The 15,322-nt window shown below is 64.9% G+C and carries 13 protein-coding genes; 9 read left to right on the top strand and 4 right to left on the bottom strand.

Annotated elements, in window-relative coordinates; all coding sequences use genetic code 11:
* The 4 genes from ACSAMP_RS03500 to ACSAMP_RS03485 form a co-directional block, all read right to left on the bottom strand.
* Positions 1-879 carry a radical SAM protein gene (locus ACSAMP_RS03500; RefSeq protein WP_441796982.1) on the bottom strand — a complete coding sequence of 293 codons (879 nt, stop codon included), beginning with the start codon at positions 877-879 and terminating at the stop codon, positions 1-3.
* Positions 876-1,955 (bottom strand): A/G-specific adenine glycosylase, encoded by a 1,080-nt coding sequence (gene mutY / locus ACSAMP_RS03495; protein WP_457799603.1) that lies wholly within the window; start codon positions 1,953-1,955, stop codon positions 876-878. The genes ACSAMP_RS03500 and mutY overlap by 4 nt, the downstream gene beginning before the upstream one ends.
* A gap of 145 nt (positions 1,956-2,100) precedes the next feature.
* Complete coding sequence (locus ACSAMP_RS03490) at positions 2,101-3,795, bottom strand: DAK2 domain-containing protein (protein WP_457799523.1); 1,695 nt, start codon at positions 3,793-3,795, stop codon at positions 2,101-2,103.
* A gap of 28 nt (positions 3,796-3,823) precedes the next feature.
* The gene (locus ACSAMP_RS03485; protein ID WP_441796984.1) at positions 3,824-4,171 is read right to left on the bottom strand and encodes an Asp23/Gls24 family envelope stress response protein; all 348 of its coding nucleotides are present in this window, start codon (positions 4,169-4,171) and stop codon (positions 3,824-3,826) included.
* A 249-nt stretch (positions 4,172-4,420) separates the two neighbouring features.
* Between ACSAMP_RS03485 and ACSAMP_RS03480 the strand changes: the two genes are divergently transcribed.
* The 9 genes from ACSAMP_RS03480 to ACSAMP_RS03440 all read left to right on the top strand — a co-directional run bounded on the left by ACSAMP_RS03480 (position 4,421) and on the right by ACSAMP_RS03440 (position 15,255).
* Positions 4,421-4,732 (top strand): cell division protein ZapA, encoded by a 312-nt coding sequence (locus ACSAMP_RS03480; RefSeq protein ID WP_441796985.1) that lies wholly within the window; start codon positions 4,421-4,423, stop codon positions 4,730-4,732.
* Positions 4,733-4,808: 76 nt separating this feature from the next.
* Positions 4,809-6,893, top strand: a complete 2,085-nt coding sequence (locus tag ACSAMP_RS03475) for a U32 family peptidase (RefSeq protein WP_457799522.1) — start codon at positions 4,809-4,811, stop codon at positions 6,891-6,893.
* A 159-nt stretch (positions 6,894-7,052) separates the two neighbouring features.
* On the top strand, positions 7,053-7,502 hold the full coding sequence (gene dut, locus ACSAMP_RS03470) for a dUTP diphosphatase (RefSeq protein ID WP_441796987.1): 450 nt from the start codon (positions 7,053-7,055) through the stop codon (positions 7,500-7,502).
* Positions 7,503-7,520: 18 nt separating this feature from the next.
* Entirely contained in the window at positions 7,521-8,126 is a 606-nt protein-coding gene (locus ACSAMP_RS03465; protein ID WP_457799521.1) for a Maf family protein, read from the top strand.
* Between the two features lies 1 nt (position 8,127).
* Positions 8,128-8,970 carry a rod shape-determining protein MreC gene (gene mreC / locus ACSAMP_RS03460; RefSeq protein ID WP_441796989.1) on the top strand — a complete coding sequence of 281 codons (843 nt, stop codon included), beginning with the start codon at positions 8,128-8,130 and terminating at the stop codon, positions 8,968-8,970.
* Between the two features lie 16 nt (positions 8,971-8,986).
* Positions 8,987-9,499: a rod shape-determining protein MreD gene (locus ACSAMP_RS03455; RefSeq protein WP_457799520.1), complete on the top strand. Its 513-nt coding sequence runs from the start codon at positions 8,987-8,989 to the stop codon at positions 9,497-9,499.
* Positions 9,500-9,928: 429 nt separating this feature from the next.
* Positions 9,929-12,190, top strand: a complete 2,262-nt coding sequence (locus ACSAMP_RS03450) for a penicillin-binding transpeptidase domain-containing protein (protein ID WP_457799519.1) — start codon at positions 9,929-9,931, stop codon at positions 12,188-12,190.
* A gap of 281 nt (positions 12,191-12,471) precedes the next feature.
* A complete protein-coding gene (locus ACSAMP_RS03445; protein ID WP_457799518.1) occupies positions 12,472-13,281 on the top strand; it encodes a P-loop NTPase in 810 nt (269 codons plus the stop codon).
* 33 nt (positions 13,282-13,314) lie between these two features.
* Complete coding sequence (locus ACSAMP_RS03440; protein ID WP_457799517.1) at positions 13,315-15,255, top strand: NAD(+) synthase; 1,941 nt, start codon at positions 13,315-13,317, stop codon at positions 15,253-15,255.
* Positions 15,256-15,322 lie beyond the last annotated feature (67 nt).

Here is a 15,322-nt window from a genome sequence, read left to right as displayed (position 1 = left end):
TTATACCCCCGTCAGATCAAAGGGCGGGGTGTACTCCTCCTTGGCGGAGGTGCGCTCCTGGCAGAAGCCGTCCAGGCCAAGATTGCGCATATAGTCTGCGGCGGCGTTCATCTCTCCCCGGCGCAGGCGGCGGTCCAGTTCCGGCGTATTCGTCAGGTCCCCCCAGGGGGTGTATTGGCTCATGAGGGAGAAGAGCACCGCGTGGGGCGGGAACCGCCCGGCCACATAGTCCATCACCGCCTTGGCCCCGTTCACCTGGCCGGGTAAGATCAGGTGGCGGATCACCGTTCCCCGGACCAGCAGGCCCTTTTCGTCATATTGACAGGGTCCCGTCTGGCGGACCATCTCCTCAATGGCCGCCTGGGCCACCTGGGGATAGTCGGCGGCGGCGGAGTATTTGGCGGCAGTTTCAGCGTCTAAATATTTCAGGTCGGGGAGGTAGATCTGAATTTTCCCCTCCAGCCCTCTCAGCGTCTCCACCCGGTCATAGCCCCCGGAGTTCCACACCGTGGGCACGGGCATGGGGTGCTCCGTCAGCAGCTTGGAAACTACATGGGCATAGTGGGTGGGGTTGACGAAATTCAAGTTGTGGGCCCCCTGGGCGATCAGCTCGTGGCAGATGTCCGCCAAGCGCTCCAGCGTGATGGGGCGGCCAAAGTCCCGGTGGCTGATCTTCTCGTTCTGGCAGAAGACGCAGCCCAGGGAGCAGCCGGAGAAGAAGATGGTCCCAGAGCCCCGGCTGCCCGAGATGGGCGGCTCCTCCCACATGTGCAGGGCGGCCCGGGCCACCACCGGCCCCTCCGGCATCCGGCACAGGCCCGCCCCCTGGGTCTCGGTGCGCAGCGCAGCGCAGTTTCTGGGGCACAGGCGGCAGATCATGGGGCGGTCCCTCCTTCCGGCCCTGTCTTTGCCAGCCGCCGCTCCACCGCCGGGGCGGCAAACTGAAAGGCGTTGGGCAGGGCATAAATTTCCCGCAGCTGGCTCAAATCGGCCCACACCCACCCCGGGGGCAGCCGGTCTCCGGGCAGCTCTCCCGCCAGGGCGGTGAGGCGCCACTCGATGTGGGTGAAGATGTGCTTGCCCACGGCGGCCAAAGTTAGACTCTCCGGCTCCAGGCCCCATTCCTTCAGGGGGTCGGGGCTGTCTGAAAGCTCGTTGGGATACTCCCACAGCCCGGCCAGCAGGCCCTTCGGGCTGCGGCGGCGGAGAGCCACGGCGTTTTCATGAAACAGGAGATAGACCCTCCGGTCCTCTATCCGGCGGGGCTTTTTGGGGGCCTTCACCGGGATGCGGCCGGTGGTCCCCTCCCGATGGGCCCGGCACAGAAAGGCGGCGGGGCAGCGCTGGCACTGGGGCACCCCGTTGGGCAGACAGACGGTGGCCCCCAGCTCCATCATGGCCTGGTTGAACGCCCCCGGGGCGTCCACAGGGATGATCTCCGCCAGGGCCGCCGTGATCTTTTTCTTCATGGCGGGGGAGGTGATGTCCCCCTCGTCCCCGGTGATGCGGGCGGTGACCCGCAGCACGTTTCCATCCACCGCGGGCACGGGCAGGCCGAAGGCGATGGAGGCAATGGCCCCAGCGGTGTAGTCCCCCACCCCGGCCAGGGAATGGATGTCCTCATAGGTGCTGGGGAAGACCCCGCCGAAGTCGTCCATGATCTGCCGGGCGGCCTTTTGCAGGTTTCTGGCCCGGCTATAGTAGCCCAGCCCCTGCCACAGCTTCATCAGCTGGTCCTCTGGCAGGGCGGCCAGGGCCGCCGGGTCGGGGGCGGCATCGAGAAAGCGGCGGTAGTAGTCCAGCACCGCCGCCACCCGGGTCTGCTGCAGCATGATCTCTGACACCCACACCCCATAGGGGGTGGGGTCGCTGCGCCAGGGCAGCACTCGAGCGTTGTCCCGATACCACAGCAGCAGGGGGATGGGCAGTTGTTCCAGTTGCGTCTGCGTCAAAATAGGGGCCTCCTGTTTCGGGGAATTTCCCCGTTATTATACGCCAAACCCCGCCCCATGGCAACGAGGGGGCAGAGAAAAGACGGGCAGCCCGCTCATTTTCAGAACGGCTGCTCGTCTTTTTGTTATTTTGGTTTGTCCCCGCGCCTTACTCCGCCGAGATCATGTAGTAATACACGGGCTGGCCGCCGGACAGGAGGCTGACCTCCGCGTTGGGGCAGGCGGCGGTGAAGATGGCCTCGGCCTTTTGGGCCTGTTCCTCGGTGACGTCCTCGCCATAGAAGATGGAGATGAACTCCGCGCTCTGGTGGGCGTCAGACCGGGCCAGGCGGTCCAGCAGGGCGTCCAGGTCCTGGTCGGTGCCGAAGAGCTGGTGCTCCTCCAGGGCCAGATAGTCCCCCTGGTGGATGGCAAAGCCGTCGAAGTCAGAGTCCCGGGCGGCATAGGTGATCTCGCTGGTGCGCACCTTTTGGAAGGCCTCGGTCATGGCGGCGGTGTTGACCTCCTCCTCCGCGTCCGGGTCGGCCACCAGCATGGCGGCCACCCCCTGAGGCACCGTCTTGGTGGGCAGGATGACCACCTTCTTGTCCTCGCACAGGGGGACGCACTGCTGGGCGGCCATGATGATGTTCTTGTTGTTGGGCAGGATATAGACGATCTCCGCCGGGGTGGCGTCCACCGCCTTCAGGATGTCCTCGGTGGAGGGGTTCATGGTCTGGCCGCCCCCCACCAGGCCGTCCACGCCCAGGTCCCGGAACACGTCCTCCAGACCCTGACCGGCGCACACGGCCACATAGCCGAACTTCTTCTCCGGCGCGGCCTTGGCCGGCTGCTGGGCGGACTCGCCCTTCTCCAGTTCCTCCTCGATGGCGGCCAGGTCGTCGGTGCTCTGCACGTGCTTGCCCGCGGCCAGGTCGTCGGCCTGGGTGCGCATGTTCTCGATCTTGGCCAGCTCCAGGGTGCCGTATTTCTGAGACTCGGTGAGAGCCTCGCCGGGGATGTTGGTGTGGACGTGGACCTTAAAGGCCTCGTCGTCCTCACCGATGACCAGGCTGTCGCCGATGCTGTTGAGATAGCGGCGCAGGGGCTCCAGGTCCACGTCGGCGGTCTTCTTCCGCACGATATACACCGTGTCAAAGGCAAAGGTGATCTCCTCGGCGGCCATCATCTCAAAGTCGGCCTTGTCCGCAGGAGCGGACGTCTCGTCCTCGTCCGTCTTCGGCATGGGCTTGCCCTGGAGCTCGTCCAGCATACCCTGGAGGATAACGAGAAAACCCTTGCCGCCGGCATCGACAACGCCCGCCTTTTTCAGCACGGGGTTCTGGTCGATGGTGTGGTCCAGGGCGGTGGAGCCCTCTTCGATGGCGGCCTGGAGGACGGCCTCCAGCCCGGCGTTCTCCCGGGCGGCTCCGGCGGCCCGGGCGGCGGCCATGCGGGAGACGGTGAGGATGGTGCCCTCGGCGGGCTTCATCACCGCCTTATAGGCGGCGGCCACGCCAAAGTCCAGGGCCATGGCCAGGTCGGCCCCGTCCATGGTGGTCTTGTCCCGCACCGCCTTGGCAAAGCCGCGGAACAGCAGGGACAGGATGACGCCGGAGTTGCCCCGGGCGCCCCGCAGCAGGGCGGAGGCGGCGGCGTTGGCCGCCTGGCCCACCCCCTCGTGCTGCTTTTTCTTCATGTCCTGGGCGGCGGCCCCGATGGTCAGGGTCATGTTGGTGCCCGTGTCCCCGTCGGGCACGGGGAACACATTCAGGTCGTTGATGGCCTGCTTCTGGGCGTTGATGGCGGCATAAGCGTGGATGACCATTCGCTGAAATGCCGCCGCGTCTATCGTCTGAATCATAGTTGGCATTGTTCCTTTCTACGGATGATCAAAACCGCATGGAGTCCACGTATACGTCCACCGTGGACACATCCACCCCGGTGGTGCTGCTGACCACATAGCGGACCTGGCTCATGATGGAGTGGCACACAGCCGTCAGATTCACGCCGTTTTCCACGATGATGTGCAGCTCGATGGCCACGGTGCCGTCGTCGTTATAATAGACCTTCACGCCCTTGGCCATGGATTCCCGCTTGAGAAGATGGACCAGCCCGTCGGTGGTGGAGCGGACCGCCATGCCCTTCACGCCATAGCAGTTGGTGGCGGCGCTGCCGGTGACGGCGGTGAACACCTCGCTGCTGATGCGGATCTCGCCCAGATCGTTTTGCAGTTTCATAGGTCGATACCTTCCTTTCGCTGAGGATGGGAAACATCACAGATATACAGCTTATATTTTATTCGATTTTCTGGAAAAACACAAGCATTATTATTGGCCTGTTTTGGGGCGGGCCGCCGCCGGAAAAACAGGCGGAAAAATTCATGGATATTTTATTTTTCAAACCCGTCTGCCTGTGCTATAATATGGGGTAAAGTTGGGCAAATTTGCCCCCGCGAAACGAGGATATCTGACAGGGAGGGAAACCTGATGAAAAATAAAGTGGTCGTGACCATCGCTGACCGGGATTATACCATGGTGGCCGTGGAGGACGAGAACTATGTGCGCAAGTGCGCCGCCCACGTGGACCAGCAGCTGCGGGAGATCGCCAACAGCCGCATCTCTCAGGCGGACGCCGCCGTGCTGGCGGCCATGAACATCGCCGACCAATACTTCCGGGAGCAGGACGCGGCGGAGAATCTGCGCCGCCAGATCAAGGACAATCTGGAGGAGGTCAACCAGCTGAAGATGGAGCTGTCTGAGGCCAAGCGGGAGATCTTCAAGCTGCAAAACCGGAAGTAAGCCGGGAAAACACGGGCCGGGCATGGCCGGAAAGGGACTGGTATGCCCAAAACGGCCCCGGGGAGGAACAAAAAACATGCTGGAGCTATTAGCCCCTGCCGGCTCCATGGAGTCGATCACCGCCGCCGTTCAAAACGGAGCGGACGCGGTCTATTTTGGATATGGAGATTTCAACGCCCGCCGCAACGCGAAAAACTTCTCGGCTGAGGAGGCTGCGGCGGCGGTTTCTTATTGCCACCTGCGGGGGTGCAAGGTCCACCTGACCCTGAACACCCTGCTCACCGACCGGGAGCTGGCCGGGGCCGCGGAAGTTGCCGCCCACGCCAGCGCCATCGGCGTGGACGCGGTGATCGTCCAGGACCTGGGCGTGATGCGTATGCTGCGCCAGACGGTCCCCGACCTGCCCATCCACGCCTCCACCCAGCTGACCATCCACTCCTTAGACGGGGTGAAGCGGTGCGCCGACCTGGGGGCCAGCCGGGTGGTCCTGTCCCGGGAGCTGTCCCGGGACCAGATCGAATACATCTGCCAGCGCTCCCCCATCGAGATCGAGGTATTCGGCCACGGGGCCCTGTGCATGTGCTACTCCGGCCAGTGCTTCTTCTCCTCCGTCATCGGGGGGCGCAGCGGCAACCGGGGCCTGTGCGCCCAGCCCTGCCGCCTGAAATATGGCTGGGGCAACCGGGCGGACAGCTATCCCCTGTCCCTGAAGGACGCCTCTCTGGCGGGATACCTGAAGGAATTGCAGGACATGGGCGTGGCCTGCCTGAAGCTGGAGGGCCGGATGAAGCGGCCCGAGTATGTGGCCATCGTCACCGGCATCTACTCCCGGGCCCTGCGGGAAAACCGGGAGCCCACGCCGGAGGAGCTGGAGCAGCTGGAGCAGGCCTTCTCCCGCCAGGGCTTTACCCAGGGCTATTACCTGGACCAGAAGGGCCCGGATATGTTCGGCGTGCGCCAGGAGGGGAAAGAGCCCCGGGAGCTGTACGTCCAGGCCCGCGCCACCTATGAAAATGGGGAGAACCGGAAGGAGCCTGTGCGTATGTACGCCATGATCCGCCCGGACCAGCCCGCCCAAGTGGCGGTGGAGGACCAGGAGGGCCACGTGGCCCGGGTGGAGGGCCCGGTGCCCGAGCCGGCCCGGAACGTGCCCCTCACCCGGGAGAAGGTGGAGGGCCAGCTCTCCCGCACCGGCGGCACCCCCTTCTCCTGCGAGATGACCGCCGCCCGGGTGGAGGAGGGCCTGTCCCTCCCCCTGTCCGCCCTGAACGACCTGCGCCGCCAGGCCCTGGCCGCCCTCAGCCAGCAGCGGGTGGCCCCGTCGGAGCGGCGGACCCTGCCCTTCCACACCGGAGTGCGGTATGAAAACCCCAAGCAGCCCCCCTGTCTCACCCTGTCCGTCAGTGACGCGGACCAGGTGACGGACCAGCTGCTGCAAGCCGGGCCCGCCCGGATCTATCTCCCCGCCGACGTGGGGGCGGCCCACCCGGAGCTGGCAGAGCGCTGCCAAAAGGCCGGCGTGGAGCCCGCCGTACTGCTGCCCCGGGTGTGCTGGGACCGGGAGCGGGACAAGCTGGCCGGTCAGCTGGCCGCCCTGAAAGAGCAGGGCGTGAGCATCGCCATGGCCGGGACTTTGGGCGTGGCAGAGCAGGCCATGGAGCAGGGCTTTACTGTCTGGGGCGACTATGGCCTGGGGGTGTACAACAGCCAGAGCCTGAAGGAGCTGAAGCGCCTGGGCTTTGCCGGGTGTACCGCCTCCTTCGAGCTGAAGCTGGCCCAGATCCGGGACCTGTCCAAGGCGGTGCCCATGGAGCTGATCGCCTATGGCCGCCTGCCCCTGATGATCACGGAAAACTGCATCGTCTATAACCACGCCGGTCAGCACGTGTGCGGCGACGGCCTGCGCCTGGTGGACCGGAAGGGGGCCCGCTTCCCCGTGGTCAAGGCCTGGGGCTGCCGGAACGAAATTCTGAACGCCAAGACCCTGTTCCTGGCGGACAAGGCCGCCGACTATGCCCGTCTGGGGCTGTGGGGCGCCCGGCTGATGTTCACCACCGAGAGCCCGGAGGACTGCGTGCGCATCCTCCGCCGCTATCAGGGCCAGCGGGGCTGGCAGCCCGGGGACTACACCCGGGGCCTGTATTACCGGGATGTGGAGTGAGAACCGGGTAAATTTCCGTTCAACGCCGTAGGGGCGGACCTCTGTGTCCGCCCGCGATGACCGGCGCACCACCGATACTCACCCTCATCCGCCCCTTCGGGGCACCGTCCCCCTGGGAGGGGGGAGGCAATTTTACAAAATCAAAGCGAGGACAACGACATGAAACTGAAGATCAAGGCCCTTTCTCCCAAGATCGGGCAGGAGATACCCGCGCCCTTCTATGCCAGTGCCGGGGCGGCGGCCATGGACCTGCACGCCTGCATGGACGAAGCGGTGACCATCCCCGCCGGGGAGCGGCGGATGATCCCCACGGGCATCGCCATCGCCCTGCCCAGTGCCGACTATGTGGCCCTGGTGTATGCCCGCAGCGGCCTGGGGGTGAAGCACGGCGTGGCCCCCGCCAACTGCGTAGGCGTCATCGACAGCGACTATCGGGGGGAGATCATGGTGGGGCTGCAGAACTCCGGCAAGGAGGACTATGTCATCCAGCCCGCCGACCGCATCGCCCAGCTGATGATCGCCCCGGTGATCCAGGCCCAGGTGGAGTTGGTGGACGAGCTGGACGAGACCGCCCGGGGTGCCGGCGGCTTCGGCTCCACCGGCGCGTGAGACGAACGAGGTGACAGCATGGCAATGATACTGGCGTCCCAGTCCCCCCGGCGGCGGGAGCTGCTGGGGCAGATGGGATTTTCCTTCACCGTCCGGCCCGCCAAGGGGGAGGAGCTGCCCCACCCGGAGCTGACCCCCGCCCAGCTGGTGGAGGAGCTGGCCCGGCAGAAGGCCCTGGAGGTCTCCGCCGAGGCCGAGGCGGACGACGTGGTGGTGGCCGCCGACACGGTGGTGGCCATCGACGGCAAAGTCTTGGGCAAGCCCCACGATAAGGTCCACGCGGCACAGATGCTCTCCGCCCTGTCCGGCAGGGAGCACACAGTCTACACCGGCGTGGCCGTAAAGCGGGGGGAGACCCTGCTGGTGGAGCACGAGGCCACCCAGGTCCGCTTCCGCCCCCTGACGGAGCGGGAGATCGACCTGTATATCCAGACCGGAGAGCCTATGGACAAGGCGGGCAGCTATGGCATTCAGGGCTGCGGTGCCCTGCTGGTGGAGGGCATCCGGGGGGACTATTTCAACGTGGTGGGGCTGCCCATCTGCCGCCTGGGCCGGATGCTGGCTCAGGTGGGGGAGGACGCCCTGGCCCAGTGCGCCCAGAAGTGCGCCGAAAAGGAGCGATAAAGTGAAAAACTTTTTCCGGCAAAACGGACTGCTGCTGGTGCTCATCGCCCTGCTGCTGTCTGTCCTCATCGGTGTAGGTTCGGCCCTGCTGGGTGGGAACACCGACCCGTTGTCCAACGTGGTGAACACAGTGGCCTCCCCCATCCGGGGGGGCGTGTCCGCTGTGATGGACTGGGCGGAGGGCGTCTATACCTATGTGTTCCACTATCAGGAGCTTCACGACCAGCTCAGCGACCTGCAAGTAAAAGTGAGCCAGCTGGAGGAGCAGGTCCGCCAGGGGGAGGAGGCCAGCCGTGAGAACGAACAGCTGCGCCAGCTGCTCCAGCTCCAGGCCAAGCGCCGGGACTTCACTTTCGAGTCCGCCCAGGTGACTACCCGCTCCACCTCTAATTGGGAGTCTACCCTCACCCTGTCCAAAGGCTCCGCCGCCGGAGTGGCGGTGGGCAACTGCGTCATCACCGAGACGGGGGTTTTAGTGGGCGTGGTCTCTCAGGTGGGCCTGAACTGGTCCACCGTCTCCACCGTGCTGAACACCGACATCGAGATGGGCGGCATCGTCACCCGCACCTATTCCGCCGGGATCTTAGAGGGCAGCTTCGACCTGATGAGCCAGGGCCGCCTGAAGCTGAGCTATCTGCCCGAGGACGCCCAGCTGGTCTCCGGGGACGAGGTGGTCACCTCCGGCAAGGGGGACGTGTACCCCTCCGGGCTGGTGGTGGGCCAGGTGGAGGGCGTGTTCACCGACCCCTCCGGCATGACCCGCTACGCCGTGGTGCTGCCCGACGTGAAGCTGGACAGCCTGGTGGAAGTGTTCGTCATCAAGGACTTTGACATTGTGGAATGATCCCGTGGAGTAGATTATGACAAGACAAGACCTGATCCATAAGTGGGCGGTGTATGCCCTGGCCCTGCTGCCCGTGTGGCTGCTGGACAGCTGCATCCTGCCCCGGTTCCCCCTGTTCGGGGTCACGCCCATGCTGCTGCCCCTGGCGCTGACGGCGGTGGCCGTGCTGGAGGGCTCCGGGGCCGGGGGCGGCTTCGGCCTGGCGGTGGGCCTGGTGTGGACCCTGTCCTATCCCCTGGGCTGGGGCGGCACGGTGGTGGGCATGACCCTGGCCGGGGCGGCCATCGGCGGCATCTCCCAGTATGTGCTGTCCCAGTCTCTCCCCGGCTGTATGCTGTGCGGGGCGGGGCTGCTGGCCGTGCTGGACGGCCTGCGCATCGCCGGGGCCCTGATCTCTGACCGGGGCGACCTGCCCGCCCTGCTGGAGGTGGCCGTCCCCGAGTGCCTGCTGTCCCTGGCGTGGATGCCGTTTATTTATCTGCTGTTCCGGGCGGTGTATCGGAAAGTGGGCGGGGATAAGCTGGCGTAATTTTTGTTGTCATTGCGAGGAGCGAAGCAACGCGGCAATCCGTTCCCCCGTCCAAAAGCCTTCCCCTCGGGGGAAGGTGGCGCGGGCAAAGCCCGTGACGGATGAGGGGAAGGCTGGCGACCATTGAGCGCCTCCGGCAGAATCCCCCCGCCGCTTCGCGGCCCTCCCCCCTTTAACAAGGAGGGCTGATATACCGCACCATTAGGCCCCCTTGTGAAAGGGGGCTGGCATCGCCGCCAGGCGATGACTGGAGGATTCCCACGCAACAGCTTCAAATCCTTCGGCGTTCCCCTCATCCGCCCCCGTCGGGGGCACCTTCCCCCAGGGGAAGGCTTTTAGTCAATTAAAACCGCAACTTTTCTCTTCTTATCGCCTCAGAAAGGAGGCCCCCTCATAGATACCAAACAATTTCAGCGGCGGGTGCTGGCCGTGGTGGTGCTCATGGCCCTGTTGCTCACCGGGCTGGGCTCGGTGCTGTATGACCTTCAGATCAACAACGGCGAGGCCTATCGCCGTCAATCCCAATATAAAATTGCCGAGACCGAAACGGTGGAGGCCGGGCGGGGCCAGATCCTGGACCGGAACGGCCGGGTGCTGGTGTCGGACAAGGCGGTGTATCAGGTGAAGCTGAACACCTCCCTTATGGGCAAGGCCCAGGAGCGCAATGATTCCATTCTCTCCCTGCTCCAGGTGGCCCGGGCCACGGGCACTCAGTGGGAGGACACCCTGCCCATCACCCATGAGGCCCCCTTCATCTTCACCACCGACAACCCCTATTACGCTCTCACCGACAATGAGGACGGCACCCAGTCCCGCACGCTCACCCGCCTGGGCAAACTGTGCGTGAAGATGAAGTGGATTCAGGACCCGACGAAAGACCCGGAGCCCGTCTCTGACGAGGAGACCGTCCAAAAAGAACCGGGCTTTTTTGACAAGCTCAAGTCGATCTTCTCCGGCGGGAACAGCGCATCCGATCAGTCCGCCCCCCAGGAAAAAGAGGAGGACACCTCTCTGCCCACGGCGGAGCAGCTGCTGGGCCGCCTGTGCCTGTACTTCGACCTGGCCGAGCAGCCGGAGGAAGGCCAGAGCGCCAACCAGACCACCGCTCTGTCCCAGCTGGACCTGGGCGGCCTGGGGCAGGACCATGTGCGGGACGCGGCTGGGGTGCTGTATGAGCAGCTGCTGCGCACCAAGGGCGTGAACCAGACGGCCTATCGCTTTGCCGCCGATGTGAACATCGACTTCATCTCCCGGGTGAAGGAGCTGTCCATCCCCGGCGTGTCCATCGAGGCCACCACCACCCGCCAGTATCACACCACCTACGCCGCCCACCTCCTGGGCCGGGTGGCCGCCATCGACCCGGACGAGTGGACGTCCTACTATAAGACGGCGGACATCGACGGGGACGGGGAGCCGGACTATCAGATGAACGACACCGTGGGCAAGGAGGGGGCGGAGCGGGCCTTTGAGAACTATCTCCGGGGCTCCTCCGGCGTGCGGGCCCTGGAGCGGAACACCAGCGGAAAGGTGGTGTCCGAGACCTGGCTCACCGACCCCAAACCGGGAAACAACGTGGTCCTCACCATCGACCTGGACCTGCAGGGGACGGTAGAGAACGTGCTGGCCAATTCCATCCCCAAGCTGGCCAGTAAAGAGGTCCAGGGCGCGGCCTGCGTGATCTTGGACGTGAACAACGGGGATGTGCTGGCCTCCGCCTCCTACCCCACCTTCAGCCTGGCCGCTTACGGCCAGGACATCGCCAAAAATGGTTCTGACCCTTTGCGCCCCCTGTTTAACCGGGCCCTTCTGGGCACCTATCCCCCCGGCTCTACCTTCAAGATGGTCACGGCCATCGCCGGACTGGAGGAGGGCATCATCACCCCCTCCACCAAGATCCTCGACAAGGGCGCCTACACCTATTACCCCGGCACGCCCCCCAAATGTTGGATCTACCGCCAGCACGGCACCACCCACGGTCTGGTGAATGTGAGCGAGGCCATCAAGGTCTCCTGCAACTACTTCTTCTTCGACGTGGGCCGCCGCCTGGGCATCGACCGGCTGGTGGACTACGCCACCCGCTTCGGCCTGGGAGAGAAGACAGGCATCGAGCTGACCGAGCGCTCCGGCGTCATGGCCAGCCGGGAGTATACCGAATCCCTGGGCCAGAAGTGGTACGACGGCAACACCCTATCCGTGGCCATCGGCCAGGAGAACAGCGCCTTCACCCCCATCCAGCTGGCCGACTATATCGCCACCCTGGTCAACGGGGGCACCCGCTACTCCACCCACCTGCTGAAAGAGGTGAAAGCCAGCGACTTTACCAACGTAGAGTACAGTTATGAGCCCAAGGTGCTCAGCACCATCGACATCCAGCCCAAAAATCTGGAGGCGGTGAAGGCCGGTATGCTGGCCCTGACCTCCGACGGCTCGGTGAGCCGCTATTTCCAGAACCTCGGCGTAAAGGTGGGCGCAAAGACAGGCTCGGCCCAGATCAGCGCCCAGACCGAGTCCAACGCCGTGTTCGTCTGCTTTGCCCCCTATGACAAGCCGGAGATCGCCATGGCCATCGTGGTGGAGCACGGCGGCAGCGGCTCGGAACTGGGTGCCATGGCCGCCGATATCCTGTCCTATTACTTCTCCGCCAAGCAGACCCAGGACGAGGTGCCCACCGAGAATACTTTGACCCGTTGATAACATGCTATCATACTTGTCATTCCGAGGAGCGTAAGCGACGTGGGAATCCGTAACCCCCGTCCCTTGGCCCCCTTGTTAAAGGGGGCTGTCAGCGAAGCTGACTGAGGGATTCCGTTTTCAGGACAGCTTTCCTGTGGTCGGAATCCTTCCGTCACGGCTGCGCCGTGCCACCTCCCTTTGACAAGGGAGGCTGATGGACGTAAGAACGGATTGCTGCGTCGGGCTTCGCCCTTCCCGCAACGACCGTTAAAATTCCAAATTCAAGGAGATGCCTAACTATGTCTGAATGTACCCATGATTGTTCCACCTGCAAAAGCGACTGTTCCTCCCGGGACCTGAGAGTCCCGGCCAACGCCAAGTCCAGCATCAAGCACGTCATCGCCGTGGTCAGCGGCAAGGGCGGCGTGGGCAAGAGCACCGTCACCGCCTCTCTGGCCGTGGCCATGGCCCGCCGGGGCAAAAAGGTGGCCGTGCTGGATGCGGACATCACCGGCCCCTCCATCCCCACCGCCTTCGGCATCCACCAGCGGGCCACCGGCACCGACGAGGGCATCGACCCCGCCGTCACCCCCAGCGGCATCAAGCTCATGTCCCTGAACCTGCTCTCCGCCGAGGAGACCGCCCCCGTCATCTGGCGGGGCCCGGTGATCGCCGGGGTGGTCACCCAGTTCTGGCAGGACGTGGTGTGGGGCGACGTGGACTATATGTTCGTGGACATGCCCCCGGGCACCGGCGACGTGCCCCTCACCGTGTTCCAGTCCCTGCCTGTGGACGGGGCGGTGGTGGTCACCTCCCCCCAGGACCTGGTGTCTATGATCGTGGCCAAGGCCGTGAACATGGCCAAGATGATGAGCGTGCCCGTGCTGGGCCTGGTGGAGAACTACAGCTATTTCCAGTGCCCCGACTGCGGCAAGCGCCACGCCATCTTCGGCGAGAGTCACCTGGACGAGGTGGCCCAGCAGCTGGAGGTGCCCATTCTGGCCCGCCTGCCCATGGACCCCACCGTGGCCGCCGCCTTCGACGCGGGGAAGATGGAGAGTCTGGAAACCAACTACCTGGCCGACGTGGCTGAGAAGCTGGACGTGTAAGCGTCCGCATACAGCAAAGGAGAGAGAACGACCATGCGGGACGGATTTATCAAGGTGGCCGCCGGTACCCCGGAGATCCGGGTGGCCGACTGCACCCATAACGCACAGCAGTGCCTGACGCTGATGCGCCAGGCGGCGGAGCAGGGGGTAAAGGTCCTGTGCCTGCCCGAGCTGTGCCTGACGGGCTATACCTGCGGCGACCTGTTTTTGCAGGAGAGCCTGCTGCGGGGGGCGGAGGACGCCCTGGCCCATATTCTCAGCGAAACCAAGGACCTGGACCTGGTGGCGGCGGTGGGCGTGCCCATGCGCTACCACGGCAAGCTGTTCAACTGCGCCGCCGTCCTGTGCCGGGGGGAGTTGCTGGGCCTGGTGCCCAAGCTGAACCTGCCCAACTACACCGAGTTCTATGAGGGGCGCTGGTTCACCTCCGGCCGGGCACTGATGGGCAGCGACTTCTGCGTCCCCTTCGCCGGGCAGGAGAACGTGGAGTTCTCCCCCGGGCTGCTCTTCCGCTGCGCGGACCTGCCCCAGCTGTGCATCGGCGTGGAGATCTGCGAGGACCTGTGGGTGGCGGACACCCCCTCCACCCGCCTGGCCCAGGGGGGCGCGACTTTGATTCTGAACCCCTCCGCCAGCGACGAGACGGTGTGCAAGGACGACTATCGCCGCACCCTCCTCTCCGCCACCTCCGGGCGTTTAGTATGCGGTTATATCTATGCCGACGCGGGCTGGGGGGAGTCCTCCACCGACCTCATCTACGCCGGGCACAGTCTCATCGCAGAGAACGGGACGATTTTGGCCCAGCGCCGGTTTGAGACGGGGCTCACCGTCACCGAGCTCGACCTGGAGAAGCTCTGCCATGAGCGCCAGCGCATGTCCACCTTCCCGGCAGATGCCCCCGACGTGTTCCCCCAGTATTTCCGACTGAATGTGGAGGAGACAACGCTCACCCGGCCCGTGGCCAAAAATCCCTTCGTCCCCGCCGACCACGGGGACCGGGCCGCCCGGTGTCAGGAAATTCTCACCCTGGCCGCCCTGGGCCTGAAAAAGCGCCTGGCCCACACCAACGCCAAGACGGCGGTGGTGGGCCTGTCCGGCGGACTGGACTCCACCCTGGCCCTGCTCATCACCGCCCGGGCCATGGCCATGCTGGACCGGCCCATGACGGATATCCTGGCCGTGACCATGCCCTGCTTCGGCACCACCAGCCGGACCAAGTCCAACGCCCAGGTCCTGGCCGAGCGCATCGGCACGACGTTCGACACCGTGGACATCGGCGACGCGGTGAAGATCCACTTCCGGGACATCGGCCAGTCCATGGATGACCTGTCCGTCACCTTTGAAAACGGCCAGGCCCGGGAGCGGACCCAGGTTTTGATGGACCTTGCCAACCGCACCGGCGGCATGGTCATTGGCACCGGCGACCTGAGCGAGCTGGCCCTGGGCTGGGCCACCTATAACGGGGACCACATGTCCATGTACGCCGTGAACGCCGGCATCCCCAAGACCCTGGTGCGCCACCTGGTGGCCTATGTGGCCGACGAGGCCGAGAGCCGGGACCCCAAGCTGTCCGCCGTCCTGCGGGACATTCTGGACACCCCCGTCTCCCCCGAGCTGCTGCCCCCCAAGGACGGGGAGATCGCCCAGCGCACCGAGGAGCTGGTGGGGCCCTACGAGCTCCACGACTTCTTCCTGTACTACGCCGTGCGCTGGGGCTTTACCCCCGGGAAGATCTATCGCTTGGCCCAATACGCCCTGGGGGATACCTATGACAACGCCACCCTGCTGCGCTGGCTGGACAACTTCTACCGCCGCTTCTTCGCCCAGCAGTTCAAGCGCTCCTGCCTGCCCGACGGCCCCAAGGTGGGCTCCGTCACCCTCTCCCCCCGTGGGGACTGGAGAATGCCCAGCGACGCCTGCAACACCCTATGGCGCGCCCAGCTGGAACAGCTGAAGGCCCGGGAGGGCGTGTAAATCCGCACAGAAACAGCAAGACCCCCGCCCGTCCGGCGCGATTCGGACAGGCGGGGGTCAGTTTTTT

Source organism: Flintibacter sp. SJQ-8 (assembly GCF_054108085.1).
This window is presented reverse-complemented; position numbering and strand designations above follow the sequence as displayed.